The organism is Martelella lutilitoris, assembly GCF_005924265.1.
In the GTDB taxonomy this organism is placed as follows: domain Bacteria; phylum Pseudomonadota; class Alphaproteobacteria; order Rhizobiales; family Rhizobiaceae; genus Martelella; species Martelella lutilitoris.
The window spans coordinates 95,290-110,026 of the sequence record NZ_VCLB01000009.1 but is presented as its reverse complement, the minus strand read 5'-3'; the positions used below and the strand labels follow the sequence as shown (position 1 = coordinate 110,026).

Genomic DNA, 14,737 nt, shown 5'->3' with positions numbered 1-14,737 from the left:
AGAAAGGTTTGAAACAATGAACGCCAAACTACAGCCGACCGGTTCAGCCTATTTCATCTCCAGCCCCACCGCGCCGCCGGAGCGCCACACGCTCTCCGTGGTCGTGGCCAACGAACCGGGCGTCCTCGCCCGCGTCATCGGCCTGTTCTCAGGCCGCGGCTACAATATCGAGAGTCTCACGGTTTCGGAGACCGAGCATGAGGCGCACCTTTCGCGCATCACCATCGTCACCAAGGGCACGCCGGACGTACTGGAGCAGATCAAGGCGCAGCTTGACCGGCAGGTGCCGGTGCACAAGGTGGTCGATCTTTCCGTGCGCGCCCGCGAACTCGGGATCGCCCCGCCGGTCGAACGCGAGGTGGCGCTGATCAAGGTGGTCGGCAATGGCGACCAGCGCCAGGAAGCGCTGCGCCTGGCCGATGCCTTCGAGGCCAAGGTGGTGGATGCCTCGGTCGAGCATTTCCTGTTCGAACTGACGGGCAAGGTCTCCAAGGTCGATCAGTTCATCTCGATCATGCGGCCGCTCGGCCTTGTCGAGATCTGCCGCACGGGACCTGCCTCGATGAACCGCGGTCCGCAGGGCATGTGAGGATAAAGGGGCGAGGAGATGCTCGCCCCGTTTCGCCGGATCAGGGGACGCCGTTCCGGCACGAGCCTGAGGCAAGAGGGGCATGGCGATGACGCATGACACGCTTCTGGCATTGCTCGGCTTCGCGCTTGCGGCCTCGATCACGCCCGGCCCGAACAATATGATGGTCTTCGCCTCGACGGTGAATTTCGGCTTTTTGCGCACGCTGCCGCACATATCCGGCGTCGTTTGTGGTTTCGCCATTCTGATGGCGGGCGTCGGCGCCGGTCTGGGCGCGGTCATCACCGCCTTTCCGCCCATCCTTGTTTTCGCGAAGATTGCCGGCGCCCTTTATCTTCTCTGGATCGCCTGGAAAATCGGCACGACGCGGAAGATGGCTTCCGGCGAGGCGACGACCGGCAGGCCGCTCAGCTTCCTTCAGGCGGCCGGTTTCCAGTGGGTCAACCCGAAGGGCTGGATCATGGCGCTGACGGCCATGTCCGTCTTTACCGATCCCGCCCAGTACGGTCGCTCCGTCGTAATTGTGGCGGTCGTGTTCGGCCTGATCACGATCCCCAGCATTTCGCTTTGGGCCGGATTCGGCTCGGGGCTCAGGCATTGGCTGTCCTACGGCAACCGGCTCAAATGGTTCAACATCGTCATGGCTCTGGTGCTGGTGGCAAGCCTCTGGCCGATGCTGCGGTGAGGCTTCATCTCCTGCAAAGCGGGCCGCAAGGCGGCGGCGCGCCCGCGACAGGCGCGACATCACCGTACCCGCCGGCACGTGAAGCCGCTCGGCGATCTCCTCATAGCTGAGGCCTTCGATATCGCATAGAATCACGATGTCGCGGGCGTCCGGCTGCAAGGCGTCGAGCCCATCGGCAAGCATCAGCCGGTCGAGTTCGAGATCTTCGTCCGCGCTGTCGTCCGGCAGGTCCTCGGCCAGGTCCAGTTCGAGAAAGGACAGCGTGTTGTTGTGGCGGAAATGATTGGCGTTGATATGCACCATGATCGCATAGAGCCATCCGCCAAGATTGTCGCCATGCCATTGCGCGCGATGGGAGAGGGCGCGTTCGATCGTATCCTGCAACAGGTCGGCGCCGTCTTCTGGCGAACCGGCGAGGCACTGCGCCATGCGGCCGAGCTGCGGCAGGCAGCGCCGCAGCTCCGTTTCGAACAAGCGTTCGGGCGAGGCGGCATCGCGTCGCCGCGCTGGTTCGCGGTCAGGCCGGGCGCGCGACCTGCCAGAGATTGCTGACGCTTGCGCCGGTAACGTCGCCGGGCTTCTTGTCATTTGCCCGGAAATAGAGAGGTTCGCCATTCAGAGCCCACTGTTTCTGCCCGTCCTTGCGCACCACAAACGAGAAATGTCCAAAAGGTTGCGCGGTGGGGTTGGCGATATATGGCGGCCAATCGGCGGCGCAGCTACCATAGCAGGCGGATACGTCCCTTGCGTCCTTGTCATAGGTGTAGAGCGTGTGACCGTTCTGAGCGGCCAATACCTGACCGTCATAGGTGTCCATGGCGCGGAAGGTGGTGGTGCCGGCAAAGGCGGCGCCGGCCACGGCAATCAGCGCGGCGGCGGCAAGAATGGATGCTTTCCTGATCATGTCTTTCAGTCCGTTTCGGTTCATCGCGTCGGGGTTCGAAATGAAGCGTTCACCCCATAGACACGTCGGCCCCCTGTTTTATTCCAAGAGGGGGCAAGTTTTTTTTGTTGCCCCGCCGCGGCGAATCCTGCCAAGTCACGGCCATGGAGTTTTCACCGCAACAGGATGAGGCGCTCAAGGCTGTTTCGCGCTGGCTGAAGGAAGGCCGGTCGCCGGTGTTCCGGTTGTTCGGCTTTGCCGGAACCGGCAAGACCACGCTTGCGCGCTATTTTGCCGAACATGTCGATGGCGAGGTGCTGTTTGCCGCCTTCACCGGCAAGGCCGCACAGGTACTGCGCTCGCGCGGGGCGACCAACGCCCGCACCATTCATTCCCTGATCTATCGTCCCAAGGGCGAGGAGATGATCGAGGACGAGGAGACCGGGAAGACCTCGGTCGCGCCGATGTTTTCGATCAACCGGCAGAGCCCGCTCGCCAAGGCGGCGCTGATCATCATCGACGAATGTTCGATGGTCGACGAGAAACTCGGCCAGGACCTCGTCAGTTTCGGCACGCCGGTTCTGGTGCTCGGCGATCCCGGTCAGTTGCCGCCCGTCTCCGGCGGCGGCTATTTCACCAATCACGAGCCCGATTATCTTCTGACCGAGATCCACCGCCAGGCGCGCGACAATCCGATCATCGACCTTGCGATGCGGGTGCGCGAGGGTGATGAAATTCCGCTCGGCGATTACGGCCAGGCAAAGGTGATCACCAAGCGCGACGTCACCCAGGAACTCGTGCTGGAGGCCGATCAGGTTCTCGTCGGCACCAACCGCACGCGTCGGCGCTACAATCAGCGCCTTCGCGAGCTCAAGGGGTTTTCGCAGGTCTATCCGCAGGCCGGCGACAAGCTCGTCTGCCTGCGAAACGACCCGGCCAAAGGCCTGCTCAACGGCTCGCTGTGGAAGGTGATGTCCGCTTCGAAGGAAACGGTAAAGCCGGGGATCAATCTTCTGGTGAACCCGGAAGAGGATGACCCCGATCGCGGCGCGGCGCGGATCAAGCTCTTAAAGGCGGCCTTCGAGGACAGCGAGACGGAAATCCCCTGGTCCACGAAGAAACGCTATGACGATTTCGACTATGGCTACGCGCTGACGGTCCACAAGGCGCAGGGTTCGCAGTGGAACAATGTCGTTCTGTTTGACGAGAGCTGGGCCTTCAGGGACACCCGCGAGCGCTGGCTCTATACCGCGATCACGCGCGCTGCCGAGCGGCTGACCATCGTTTCCTGATGCTGCCCGCGAGAGAGGGCGGTGAAAACGCGCGGCGGCTGCATACGCAGTACCCTAAACGGCACCCCGATCACGCAGATACTTGAAAAGGTCGGGGCTTTGTCGCCGCGCAACCGTCCGCTGGCTTTTTTCTAGCGGCAGAACCTTACTGCTTGGTTAGCAATGACGTATTCTCGGCGAACTTCGCCATAAAAAAAGCCGAAGCCCGTGTTTGTCATTTGAGCCTTCGAGCACTACTCTTGACAAAAATCGAACTCGCTCGGGTTTCTGCGGCCAGTACCGGTCCAGGGCTCGGCGGATATCCCGGAGAAGGGACGGACCCAAGGCCATGAACGCGCATATCGCCACCGCCTCAATTCTGTTCGGCGCTCTTGCTCTGCTTGCCGATGGCGCAAACGCGCGGGACAACTGTGGCGCGGTTTCGATCGCCGAGCTCAATTGGTCCTCGGCGGGGCTCGCCGCCTGGGTTGACCGGCTGATCCTTGAAAAGGGTTTCGGCTGCTCGGTGACCATGGTGCCCGGCGATACGGACAGCACCATGGAGAGCATCATCGCCTCCGGCGAGCCGGAGATCATTCCCGAATTCTGGTTTGAGAGCGCTACGCCGGCGCTCGACCAGGCCGTTGCCGAGAAACGCGTCGCTTTCGGGGCGCCGCTTCTGAACGAGGGCGGCGTCCAGGGGTGGTGGATACCGAAATTCATCGTCGACGCGCATCCTGAAATCACCACCGTTCAGCAGGCGCTCAGCCATCCGGAGCTGTTCATGCCCGCCGGGGGCAGCAAAAAGCCCGCCGTGTTCAACTGTCCGGCGGGCTGGGCCTGCCGGGTTTCTACGACCAATCTTTTCCGCGCGCTCAACGGCGCGGAAAAGGGGTTTGAACTGGTGGATTCCCAATCGGGTGCGGCGCTCGATGCCTCCGTCGCACGTGCCTTCGAAGCGCAACAGGGCTGGCTTGGTTATTATTGGGCGCCGACGGCGCTTCTCGGTGAATATGACATGGTCAAGCTCAGCTTCGGCGTCGAGTTCAGCAAGCAGGAATGGGACAGCTGCACGATCATCGCCGATTGCACCGATCCGAAGCTCAACGCCTATCCCGTCTCTGCCGTCTACACCCTGGTCTCCGGCGCGTTCGCCGCGGAGCAGAAGGACCTGATGGACTATTTCAACAATCGTTCGTGGAGCAACGGCACCGTCAGCGAGGTTCTGGCCTTCATGAGCGCGAACGACGCCGGAAACGAGGCCGGCGCCCGTTATTTCCTTGCGACCTATCCCGATGTCTGGAAGGCCTGGCTGCCGGAGGATGTGGCCGGCAAGGTCGCCGCGGCTCTCTGAGATCCTTCGGTCAGCGCCTTGTGAAACAGGTGCTGCGACGTTATATCAATGATGCGCCGGTTGATGGTTTGCGGTCGCCCGGAGATGGTCTTCGGCGGTGTGCGCCGGACATGATCAACAGCGCGGACGCCTCTTTGATCTACGAATCGTCCGCTTTCATGTCCGAACCGTTTTCCGGCGCATTTTCCTTTCAGGCGGCAGGCAGGACGGGGGCGTTGCGGATGCAAGCGATGGGTCGGAAAACCTGCCTCATTCTCGGCGGCGCGCGATCTGGCAAATCGTCCCACGGCGAAAAACTGGCGCGCCAGGCGGCCGGCAATCTCCATTATGTCGCGACGGCCGAGGCGCTTGATGCGGAAATGGACGCTCGGATCGCCCACCACAAGGCCGCGCGCGGCGCAGGGTGGCAGACGCATGAGACGCCGCTTGATCTGTTGGCATGCCTTGAAGGCCTTGCGCGATCGGAACGACCCGTGGTTCTCGTCGATTGCCTGACGCTGTGGGTCACGAACCTCATTCTCCGCGATATGGATATTGGCGGGGAAGGCGACAGGCTTGCCGGTTTCGTCGCCGATTCTCCCTATCCGCTCTTTCTTGTTGCAAACGAGGTCGGGCTTGGCATCGTGCCCGACAACGCGCTCGCCAGAAAATTCCGCGACGAAGCCGGGCTCTTGAACCAGAAGGTCGCGGCCGCGGCCGACGAAGTGGTCTTCATGGCGGCGGGCCTGCCGATGACGATGAAACCTACATCATGAGCCACTGATAGACCGGGTTCTGTTCGTCGAGAAACACCTTGGCGGCCATGGCGAGGCTGGAGACTGCCAGTAGCGGCCGGATGATCTTGGCGCCGCGCTTCATTGCCAGTCTGGAGCCGGTCTGGGCCCCGAGAAACTGGCCGACCCCCATGACAAGGCCGATCTTCCACAGGATCGCCCCGCCGGCGAGAAAGACGGCAAAGGCGCCGAGATTGGATGAGAGATTGAGCATCTTGGTGCGCGCCGTCGCCTTCAGCATGCCAAGCCCGCCAAGCGTGACGAAAGCGATCATGAAGAAGGACCCGGTGCCGGGCCCGAACAGCCCGTCATAAAAGCCGATTGCCGGAACCACGAGCCCGGCGAAGACGGGCACTGCAAGGCGCTGCTGCCGGTCGGTATCGTCCAGCCCGCTGCGCAGCGCGAAGTAGAGCCCAATGCCGGCGAGCAGAAAGGGCAGGACCGCCAGCAGAATGTCGCCGGAAATCACCGTTGCCAGCGCCGCGCCGAGCGCGCCGCCGCCGAAGGCGAGAAGCGCCATCGGCCATTGCGTTCTCGGATCCACCCTTCCGCCGCGGGCATAGGAGATCGTCGCCGAGGCCGCGCCGAAAATGCCCTGCAGCTTGTTGGTGCCGAGGGTCTGAAGCGGCGGGATGCCGGCAATCAGCATGACCGGAATGGTGATCAGGCCCGCGCCGCCGGCAATGGAATCAACGAAGCCCGCGATGAAGGCCGCGGCAAACAGGATGAGCAGCAGGTGGAGGCTGGCTTCGAACAATGGGGTCGTGCTCCGTGAGGGGTGGGCGCGGGCATGGCCGTGAACCGGTCATCGTTTCCTTTTTCGCCCGGATCGTGTAGGTCGTTTCACGGGCGGCGCTTCAGCCGGTTTATGATCTTTCAAGAAGCAGGATTCGTTTTCATGCACAAGGTTATTTTCGACACGGACCCGGGCATTGATGATGCCATGGCATTGCTGTTCCTCGAGCGTCACCCCGATATCGAGCTTCTCGGCATCACGTCGGTTTTCGGCAATGCGTCCGCCGACACCACCACCCGCAACGCGCAGTTCCTGAAGCGTGAATTCGGCATTTCCGCCCCGGTCGCGCGCGGCGCCGACGAGACCTATGATCCTGCCCGCCCGATGGCGCCCTGGCCGGTGGTCGTGCATGGCGTGAACGGTCTCGGCGACATCGAAATGCCCGAGACGGTCGACGATGTGCCGCTCGACCCGCGCCCTGCCTTTCAGTTCATCATCGATACCGTCAGGGAAAATCCGGGCGAGGTCGAGATCGTCGCCGTCGGCCGCATGACCAATCTGGCGCTGGCGCTTGCCCGCGATCCGGAGATCGCCGGTCTCGTCAAACAGGTGGTCGTCATGGGCGGCGCGTTTGAGCGCAACGGCAATGTGACGCCGGCGGCCGAGGCCAATATCCACGGCGACCCGGAAGCCGCCGACGCGGTCTTCACCGCGCCGTGGAAAGTGGTGATCATCGGCCTCGACGTGACGATCCAGACGGTGATGACCCGCACGACGATGAAGGATCTGGCGCTGCGCGGCGGCCCGGCGGTCGAACTGCTCGCGAAGATCTCCGATCCCTATATCGATTTCTACAGCCAGCAGGTGGATGACGGCATGGTCGTGCATGACAGCTGCGCCTGCGTCTATGTGGTCGCGCCGGAGCTTTTCGGCCTTCGGGCAGGAACTGTGCGCGTCGTCTGCGGCGGGATTGCCGATGGCCTGACCCTGCAGAAGCCGGCCGGCCCGTTCTTCCCGCCGAGCGCTTGGCACGACAAGCCGGAACAGCATGTCGCCATGACGATCGAAGCGAAGAAGGTCGTCGATCTGGTTGCTGCTACGCTCGCGCCCTGATACCAGTAACGCGCGCGTCAAGTCTGAATTGTTTACCTTGTTTGCAGTAACGCGTTGAATGAATTCCCCGGTGCGCATAACTTGACTTCAAGGGTTTATGTGTATCCGGGGGATATCATGCGGTCTTTTCTTGTCGCGCTCATCGCGTTGTTGGCGACGGCGTCCGTTGCCGACGCGGCCCGCAAGTCGGGCGGTGACATTTTCGAGCCCGGCAAGGTTGTCGCAGCCGTCAGCCTCCGCAGCCAGACAATGAAAGTCATCGTCGGCGGCTATGAACGCTATGTCTGGCCGGTATCGACGGGAGCGGGCAGCTACGCTACGCCCGAGGGCATCTACGGCGCGGAATGGCTGTCGAAAAACCACCGGTCGCGCAAATACAACAATGCGCCGATGCCCTATGCCATCTTTTTCTATCACGGCTATGCGGTTCACGGGACCGACCAGCTGTCGCGTCTCGGCTCCCGCGCCTCGCATGGTTGCGTGCGGCTTCATCCCGACAATGCGGCGCTACTCTTCAGCCTGGCCCAGTCCGTCGGACTGGACAACATGACGGTGGTCATCGGCGACTAGACCATTTCGCAGTCGGATGGAAACATCTGGTGTTCGCGAAAATGCGTCAAAACAAGTAGATGGAGCGGAGTCGCGTTCCCACCAAAGGCGGAACCGCTCTAGCAGTCGCCGCACTGCTTCAACAATGCCGTGAAGGTGGTCTTGTCTTTTGGCAGGATGAATGGCGACTTCACACGCTCCGAGAGCCTGAAGATATCGCCTCGCCGGAGTTCACCCCTGGTTATCGGACGAGGGCTTGCTATTGAGCAGCTCCAGTAGTCTCCATGCTTGCGCGTGGCGGGATTGTAGGTTTTCTTTCCGTACTGGAAACAGAGCGGTATGACCTCCTCGACGCGGAGCACAGGCCTGTTGATGTTGGTGAGGTCCAGATTGGGCATGGTATAGCTTCGCATTTCCCAAAGCCCCGGAAGCACGACCTTGTTGCCCGGGTACCAGAGGTATGTACGTCCGTCGGGCGAAAAATACTCCACCTGAGTCCCGTGGATCGGCTCATAGGTCATCCGCGTGTGGCCGGAGAAAGACTTCTCGAGTGCTTTGCTCTTCGCCGTCGGTCCGTTGTAGTATTTTTCGAAGGCGGGATTTGCGTGGGAGAAGGGGCTGCTTTCACTGACGCAGCCTGCCGATACGATTGCGACAAGACCGATCAGAGTCGAGGCTTTCCAATTCACGCGGCTTCCCCCCAAGCAGATGGCAACGGATACATCCCTTCCTGGATACGATGCGCTCGCGCCGAGAGCAACATTTCTCGAACTCCAAAAAGCGGTTCGCGTGCTTTTTTCGGGGCAGTGCTGATTGCTAAATCCGGCCGCTGCGGCTGCTCAGAACTTGTAGCCGAGTCCGACCTGAAATTTGTTCCGGCTCGCCTCGATGCTAAAATCCTTGTCCCAGCTGAAGTCGTGGCTGATTTTCGGATAATAGGAATAGCGATATTCGGCGCGGGCGAAGAAATTGTCGGTGAAGGCGTGCTCGATGCCGGCGCCGATAGTCCAGGCCTTGACCGTGCGCGTGCCGGTGTCAATCGATTGTCCGTTGAAACTACCCGTGCCGCGCCCGCTTGCCAGCTCACCGCCTGCGGTGCCGAACAGCATGGTGTTTTCATAGGCATAGCCGAAGCGCCCGCGCAGCGAGCCCGACCAGCCGAGATCCAGCTTGCCCTCGGCCGTCTCCGTCTTGTTGGAGATCACCACCTGGAGGCTCTCGTTTCCCGATCCGGCGAGGTAGTCGAATTCGCCTTCGATGCCGACGACAAGATTGTTTGCAAACTGGTAGTTGGCGCCGACAAAGCCGCCGCCCAGCCAGTTGTCGATCCTGATATGGTCCTGAACGACGCGAAAGGTGTGCGGGTCTGCGTCCGTCCAGTGATAGCCGGCCAGAGCGCCGACATAAAAGCCCGTCCAGTCAAAGACGGCGGGAGGCGGAGCGACCGGCGGCAGGGACGGTGGCGGGGTGACGATATCCGCTGCCAATGCCGGCACTGCGGAAGCCGCCGTAAGTGCAATAATACTGATTGATCTGATCATGGTTTGTGCCCTCGTGAATTATCTCAAGTATAAATTCAACATTATAATGGTTAAAGAAAATATAACTGTAAACAGTCAATACTATATTATGTATTAGTTTTATTTTACGTATCTCATTTTTATACATTATTACATTTATATTTATTACTTATATTTCAGGTAAAGGGGTTTTAACTGATCGCCCAACGAATCAAGGGTCGGCTCTTGACGCCTTGGCGTGCGCGGGGCATAAGGTCTGCCATGAACACGGCCCTTTGCATTATCTGCACGATTATTCGCTAGCGTCTCGCTGGCCGGCCGTTCTTGTCCTGAAATCCATTCTCTGACAGACGACCCGGCCGGGCCGCTGGCCTGTGCGTGCATCAAGACTGGATTTCGGGAGACTGGACATGGGCGACGCCCTGAAGCTCTACAACACACTGACGCGCGAAAAGGCCGAATTCCGGCCGATCGATCCCGACAATGTGCGCATGTATGTGTGCGGGCCGACGGTCTACGACTTTGCCCATATCGGCAATGCGCGGCCGGTGATCGTCTTCGACGTGCTGTATCGTTTGCTGCGCCATCTCTATGGCGAGGACCACGTCACCTATGTCCGCAACATCACCGACGTCGACGACAAGATCAACGCGCGGGCAAAGCGTGATTATCCGGACCTGCCGCTGAACGAGGCGATCCGCAAGGTGACGGAAAAGACCGCCGACCAGTTTCACAAGGATATCGCGGCCCTTGGCGTTTTACCGCCGACGGTGGAACCGCGCGCGACCGAGCATATCGACGGCATGGTGGCGATGATCCAGACGCTCATCGACAAGGGCAACGCCTATGTCGCGCAGGGTGCGGAGGGCAGGGAGGTTCTGTTCGACGTGCCGTCCATGCCCGATTATGGCCGCCTGTCACGGCGCAACCTGGAAGACCAGCAGGCGGGCGCCCGCATCGCTGTCGAAAGCCACAAGAAGAGCCCGGCGGATTTCGTGCTGTGGAAGGAAAGCGCCGCCGACGAGCCCGGCTGGGACGGGCATTTCACCTTCGAAGGCAAGACCGAGACCATCAACGGCCGCCCCGGCTGGCATATCGAATGCTCGGTGATGTCGGAAAAACACCTCGGCGAGACCTTCGACATTCACGGCGGCGGTCTCGACCTGATCTTCCCCCACCACGAAAACGAGATCGCCCAGTCCTGCTCGGCCCACGGCAACCACGTCATGGCCAATGTCTGGATGCATAACGGCTTCGTGCAGGTCGAGGGCCGGAAGATGTCCAAGTCGGAGGGCAATTTCTTCACCATCCACGAACTGCTGGAGACGGAGAATTTCGGCGGCCGCAAATGGCCGGGCGAGGTGCTGCGGCTCGCCATGCTGATGACCCATTACCGCGAGCCGATCGATTTTTCGGTGAAGCGGCTGGAGGAGGCGGAGCGGCTGCTCGCGCGCTGGCCGGTCACAGAAGCCGCAGACGCGGCGGTCGATGAAGGCGTACGCGAAGCGCTTCATGACGACCTCAACACCGTCGCGGCCATCCAGCGCCTTCACGCGCTTGCCCAGGAGGCGAATGCGGATGCCGGAAAGCTTCCCGTCTTTGCCGCCAGCGCAGAATTGCTCGGCGTCCTGCCTGAAGCTCCTGAGGTGGACGTCGGACAGAGGGCAGCAATCGAGGCCGCCGTCACCCAACGCCTCGCCTTCATCCGCGAAAAAAACTGGGCCGAGGCTGACCGTATCCGCGACGAACTGGCATCTCAGGGGATTCAGCTAAAGGATTCGAAGAACAAGGAAACCGGCGAGCGCGAAACCACCTGGGAGGTCAAGCGGTGAAGACTGTCGTCCGCCCATTGCTCTCATCAATCCCGATGCACCCTCCCGGAGCGTCATCCTCGGGCTTGACCCGAGAATCCAGGCAGCGTTTTCAGTGTGGCCTGGATGCTCGGGTCAAGCCCGAGCATGACCCGGTAAGCGAGGGTGGCGCACTCAAAAGCGCCGATCCGTCAGTCAGTGTCGGGGGCCGACCATGACGACGACACCTTCCTTCTCCGGCGGCTGCCAGTGCGGGGCGGTGCGCTACCGTGTCGACGGCGCGCTGTCCTATCCGCATATCTGCCATTGCCGCATGTGCCAGAAGGCCTCGGGCAATTACTTCATGGCGCTTGCCGGCGCGGATCATGCGCGTTTCACCATCACGCGCGGCGCGCCGGGCTGGTTTCGTTCCTCCGATCAGGTCCGGCGCGGCTTCTGCGCGGCCTGCGGCACGCCGCTGTTCTTCGAGACCGTGGGGGATGATCATATCGCGGTCGCGCTCGGCAGCCTGGATGATCCCTCGGCCTTTCCGCCGGTCTCGCAGGATGGCGTCGAGGGGCGGGCGCCGTTCTTCCATGCGCTTTTCGATCTGCGTGAGATGCCGACCGATCGTTCCGACCTGTCGGGCGGCAATGACGCGATTGCCGAAAGCAACCGCCAGCACCCCGACCACGACACCGAACAATGGCCGCCCGAAAATGAAGCGGATGCCGGATAACAAGGCCGAAAACGGCCGATCAAATGGGATGGAGACCCACGACATGGAAAAGCGCGAGCGCATCTATCTGTTCGACACCACATTGCGCGACGGCCAGCAGACGCCGGGCATCGACTTCTCGGTGGAGGACAAGATCGCCATTGCCGACATGCTGGACCAGGCCGGCATCGACTATGTCGAGGGCGGCTATCCGGGCGCGAACCCGACGGATACGGCCTTCTTCGCCGCGCGGCGCACGAAATCCGCGAAGATGACGGCCTTCGGCATGACCAAGCGCGCCGGCGTCTCCGCCTCCAACGATCCGGGGCTCGCCGCGCTGATTGCCGCGGAAGGCGATGCCGTCTGTCTGGTGGCCAAGAGCTGGGACTATCATGTGGACGTGGCGCTCGGCATCTCCAATGACGAGAACCTTGCCTGCATCGCCGAAAGCGTGGCCGCCGTCGCTCAATCGGGCAAGGAGGCGATGGTTGATTGCGAGCACTTCTTCGATGGCTACAAGGCAAACCGCGCTTACGCGCTCGCCTGCGCCAAAGCGGCATACGACGCTGGCGCGCGCTGGGTCGTGCTGTGCGACACCAATGGCGGCACGCAACCGGACGAGATCGCCGAAATCATCGCCGATGTGATCGCAAGCGGCATTCCCGGGACGTCGCTCGGCATCCACGCGCACAACGATACGGGCCAGGCGGTCGCCAATTCGCTTGTCGCCGTGCGGGCCGGGGTGCGCCAGGTGCAGGGCACGCTGAACGGTATCGGCGAACGCTGCGGCAATGCCAATATCATCACGCTGGCGGCAACGCTTTCGCTGAAGGAGCGCTACGCCGAACGCTATATGCTCGGTCTCGATGACGAGCAACTTGCCGAGCTCACCGCGCTTTCCCATGGGTTCGACGAGCTGTTGAACCGCGCGCCGGACCCGCAACTGCCCTATGTCGGCGCATCCGCCTTCGCCACCAAGGCCGGCATTCATGCCTCCGCGCTGTTGAAGGACCCGCGCACCTATGAACATGTCGATCCGGAAAAGGTCGGCAATACGCGCAAGGTGATGGTTTCCGACCAGGGCGGCAAGTCGAACTTCATCAACGAGCTGAAGCGCCGCGGCATCGCCGTTGCCAAGAACGATCCGCGCCTCGACAAGCTGATTGCGATCGTCAAGGAACGCGAATCCATGGGCTATGCCTATGAGGGCGCGGATGCGAGCTTCGAGCTTCTGGCGTTGCGCGAACTCGGCAGCGTGCCGCACTTCTTCCATGTCGACAGTTTCCGCGTCATGGTCGAGCGCCGCTATGACAGCCACGGCCGGATCAAGACCGTGTCGGAGGCGGTGGTCAAGCTGGAGATCGACGGGCGAACTGTCATGTCGGTCTCGGAAGGCGACGGCCCGGTCAATGCGCTCGACAGGGCCTTCCGCAAGGATCTCGGCAAGTTTCAGTCCGAGATCGCCGATCTCAAGCTGGCGGACTACAAGGTGCGTATCCTCAACGGCGGCACGGAGGCGATCACCCGCGTTCTGATCGAGAGCATCGATGATGACGGCGTGCGCTGGTGGACGGTGGGCGTTTCGGAGAACATCATCGACGCATCATTCCAGGCGCTGATGGATTCCATCACCTTCAAGCTGATGAAGAACCGCGCGCTTGCCGGCCGCGTTGCGGCGGAATAGCGCGTGGCCGACCGTCATCCATCACCTTTGTTGATGGGTGCTTCAACAGAAACGGGTGGCGCGCCGCGCCTATCGTCGATATCTGCCTTGCGTCAACCAATGGGAAAGCGCCATGACGAGCGAGAGTGACACGGCCGTGACCGCGCCGGTGAAGACGGTTGCCGATGGCGATACGGTCAAAGGCTTCGTCCTGGCGCTCGTCGTCTTTATGATGTGGGGTTTCCTGCCGCTCTACCTCAAGCTGGTGGCGCATCTGCCGCCCTTGGAGGTGCTCGCCCACCGCATCATCTGGTCGGTGCCCTTTGCCGGCGTCGTCGTGGCGTATGCCGGGCAGGGCGGCGAAATCGTTGCCGCCTGCCGCAAGCCGAGGATCCTTGCCGTCGTCGCGCTCTGCAGCGTCTTCATCTGCGTGAACTGGGGCACCTATATCTGGGCCGTCTCGAATGCGCACACAGTGGACGCGGCGCTCGGCTATTTCATCAATCCGCTGTTTTCGATTGCTCTCGCGGCGGTGATCCTGCGCGAGCGGCTTTCGAGAACGCAACTTGTTGCCATCGCGCTCGCCGTGATGGCCGTGGTCATCATGGCCGTCGAGATCGGCAGCATTCCGATCGTCGCGCTGCTGCTGCCGTTTTCCTTCGGCATGTATGCCTTCCTGCACAAGATCGTGCCGATCGGCGGCAATCCGGGCTTCACCCTGGAGGCGCTGATCATGAGCCTGCCGGCGGCGGCCTATATCATCTGGCTGGAGGCGACCGGCAACGGCCATTTCCTCGGCTCGCTGAGCGATGCGCTGCTTCTGATCGGCTGCGGTGCGGCGACCGCCATTCCGCTGATGATCTATGCGAATGCCGCAAAACTGCTGAAGCTCTCGACCATCGGCATCATGCAGTACATCGCGCCGAGCATGATCTTCCTGATCGCGGTGCTGGTCTTCCGCGAGCCGCTGCAGCCGGTTAAGCTGCTCGCCTTTGCCCTGATCTGGGCGGCGCTGGCGATTTACACCTCGTCTCTCCTGCGCGCCCGCCGCAGGCCAGCCCCGGCGTCGCGCTGACGGCGGCCGGAGACCGCG

At 61.7% G+C, this 14,737-nt stretch carries 15 protein-coding genes and 1 pseudogene; 11 read left to right on the top strand and 5 right to left on the bottom strand.

All coding sequences use genetic code 11. The features are described 5' to 3' along the window. The first annotated feature begins 16 nt into the window (after positions 1–16). Positions 17–589 (top strand): acetolactate synthase small subunit, encoded by a 573-nt coding sequence (gene ilvN / locus FF124_RS16735; protein WP_138749627.1) that lies wholly within the window; start codon positions 17–19, stop codon positions 587–589. Positions 590–677: 88 nt separating this feature from the next. Continuing rightward, entirely contained in the window at positions 678–1,274 is a 597-nt protein-coding gene (locus FF124_RS16730) for a LysE family translocator (protein WP_138749765.1), read from the top strand. Positions 1,275–1,307: 33 nt separating this feature from the next. Here the strand turns inward: FF124_RS16730 and FF124_RS21065 are convergent. Both FF124_RS21065 and FF124_RS16720 read right to left on the bottom strand, forming a co-directional pair. Then, positions 1,308–1,703: pseudogene (locus FF124_RS21065) on the bottom strand (RNA polymerase sigma factor); the annotation flags it as partial. 88 nt (positions 1,704–1,791) lie between these two features. Beyond that, the gene (locus FF124_RS16720) at positions 1,792–2,178 is read right to left on the bottom strand and encodes a COG4315 family predicted lipoprotein (RefSeq protein WP_246072514.1); all 387 of its coding nucleotides are present in this window, start codon (positions 2,176–2,178) and stop codon (positions 1,792–1,794) included. Between the two features lie 143 nt (positions 2,179–2,321). Here FF124_RS16720 and FF124_RS16715 point away from each other — a divergent pair, with 143 nt between their 5' ends. The 3 genes from FF124_RS16715 to cobU all read left to right on the top strand — a co-directional run bounded on the left by FF124_RS16715 (position 2,322) and on the right by cobU (position 5,537). Beyond that, positions 2,322–3,449, top strand: a complete 1,128-nt coding sequence (locus FF124_RS16715) for an ATP-dependent DNA helicase (RefSeq protein ID WP_138749626.1) — start codon at positions 2,322–2,324, stop codon at positions 3,447–3,449. Positions 3,450–3,777: 328 nt separating this feature from the next. Further along, complete coding sequence (locus FF124_RS16710; RefSeq protein WP_138749625.1) at positions 3,778–4,782, top strand: glycine betaine ABC transporter substrate-binding protein; 1,005 nt, start codon at positions 3,778–3,780, stop codon at positions 4,780–4,782. A 221-nt stretch (positions 4,783–5,003) separates the two neighbouring features. Continuing rightward, positions 5,004–5,537 carry a bifunctional adenosylcobinamide kinase/adenosylcobinamide-phosphate guanylyltransferase gene (gene cobU, locus FF124_RS16705; RefSeq protein WP_138749624.1) on the top strand — a complete coding sequence of 178 codons (534 nt, stop codon included), beginning with the start codon at positions 5,004–5,006 and terminating at the stop codon, positions 5,535–5,537. Here cobU and FF124_RS16700 read toward each other — a convergent pair. Next, complete coding sequence (locus FF124_RS16700; protein ID WP_138749623.1) at positions 5,527–6,312, bottom strand: TSUP family transporter; 786 nt, start codon at positions 6,310–6,312, stop codon at positions 5,527–5,529. The genes cobU and FF124_RS16700 overlap by 11 nt on opposite strands. 141 nt (positions 6,313–6,453) lie before the next feature. Between FF124_RS16700 and FF124_RS16695 the strand changes: the two genes are divergently transcribed. Beyond that, entirely contained in the window at positions 6,454–7,404 is a 951-nt protein-coding gene (locus FF124_RS16695; RefSeq protein ID WP_138749622.1) for a nucleoside hydrolase, read from the top strand. Positions 7,405–7,521: 117 nt separating this feature from the next. Next, positions 7,522–7,974, top strand: a complete 453-nt coding sequence (locus FF124_RS16690) for a L,D-transpeptidase (RefSeq protein ID WP_138749621.1) — start codon at positions 7,522–7,524, stop codon at positions 7,972–7,974. A gap of 98 nt (positions 7,975–8,072) precedes the next feature. Here FF124_RS16690 and FF124_RS16685 read toward each other — a convergent pair whose 3' ends face one another. Next, positions 8,073–8,642 carry a hypothetical protein gene (locus tag FF124_RS16685; RefSeq protein WP_138749620.1) on the bottom strand — a complete coding sequence of 190 codons (570 nt, stop codon included), beginning with the start codon at positions 8,640–8,642 and terminating at the stop codon, positions 8,073–8,075. Positions 8,643–8,792: 150 nt separating this feature from the next. Continuing rightward, a complete protein-coding gene (locus tag FF124_RS16680) occupies positions 8,793–9,494 on the bottom strand; it encodes an outer membrane protein (protein WP_138749619.1) in 702 nt (233 codons plus the stop codon). Between the two features lie 389 nt (positions 9,495–9,883). Here FF124_RS16680 and cysS point away from each other — a divergent pair, with 389 nt between their 5' ends. From cysS to rarD, 4 genes are all read left to right on the top strand, one after another. Continuing rightward, the gene (gene cysS / locus FF124_RS16675; protein ID WP_138749618.1) at positions 9,884–11,305 is read left to right on the top strand and encodes a cysteine--tRNA ligase; all 1,422 of its coding nucleotides are present in this window, start codon (positions 9,884–9,886) and stop codon (positions 11,303–11,305) included. 193 nt (positions 11,306–11,498) lie between these two features. Then, positions 11,499–12,002: a GFA family protein gene (locus FF124_RS16670; RefSeq protein WP_138749617.1), complete on the top strand. Its 504-nt coding sequence runs from the start codon at positions 11,499–11,501 to the stop codon at positions 12,000–12,002. A 43-nt stretch (positions 12,003–12,045) separates the two neighbouring features. Next, a complete protein-coding gene (gene cimA, locus FF124_RS16665) occupies positions 12,046–13,665 on the top strand; it encodes a citramalate synthase (RefSeq protein ID WP_138749616.1) in 1,620 nt (539 codons plus the stop codon). 112 nt (positions 13,666–13,777) lie between these two features. Next, positions 13,778–14,719, top strand: a complete 942-nt coding sequence (gene rarD, locus FF124_RS16660; RefSeq protein WP_138749615.1) for an EamA family transporter RarD — start codon at positions 13,778–13,780, stop codon at positions 14,717–14,719. Positions 14,720–14,737 lie beyond the last annotated feature (18 nt).

Coding starts and splice junctions, on each gene's coding strand:
- cysS (WP_138749618.1), top strand. CDS start 9,884: ATGGGCGACGCCCTGAAGCTCTACAACACACTGACGCGCGAAAAGGCC.
- FF124_RS16710 (WP_138749625.1), top strand. CDS start 3,778: ATGAACGCGCATATCGCCACCGCCTCAATTCTGTTCGGCGCTCTTGCT.
- cimA (WP_138749616.1), top strand. CDS start 12,046: ATGGAAAAGCGCGAGCGCATCTATCTGTTCGACACCACATTGCGCGAC.
- FF124_RS16680 (WP_138749619.1), bottom strand. CDS start 9,494: ATGATCAGATCAATCAGTATTATTGCACTTACGGCGGCTTCCGCAGTG.
- FF124_RS16720 (WP_246072514.1), bottom strand. CDS start 2,178: ATGATCAGGAAAGCATCCATTCTTGCCGCCGCCGCGCTGATTGCCGTG.
- rarD (WP_138749615.1), top strand. CDS start 13,778: ATGACGAGCGAGAGTGACACGGCCGTGACCGCGCCGGTGAAGACGGTT.
- cobU (WP_138749624.1), top strand. CDS start 5,004: ATGCAAGCGATGGGTCGGAAAACCTGCCTCATTCTCGGCGGCGCGCGA.
- ilvN (WP_138749627.1), top strand. CDS start 17: ATGAACGCCAAACTACAGCCGACCGGTTCAGCCTATTTCATCTCCAGC.
- FF124_RS16715 (WP_138749626.1), top strand. CDS start 2,322: ATGGAGTTTTCACCGCAACAGGATGAGGCGCTCAAGGCTGTTTCGCGC.
- FF124_RS16690 (WP_138749621.1), top strand. CDS start 7,522: ATGCGGTCTTTTCTTGTCGCGCTCATCGCGTTGTTGGCGACGGCGTCC.
- FF124_RS16695 (WP_138749622.1), top strand. CDS start 6,454: ATGCACAAGGTTATTTTCGACACGGACCCGGGCATTGATGATGCCATG.
- FF124_RS16670 (WP_138749617.1), top strand. CDS start 11,499: ATGACGACGACACCTTCCTTCTCCGGCGGCTGCCAGTGCGGGGCGGTG.
- FF124_RS16730 (WP_138749765.1), top strand. CDS start 678: ATGACGCATGACACGCTTCTGGCATTGCTCGGCTTCGCGCTTGCGGCC.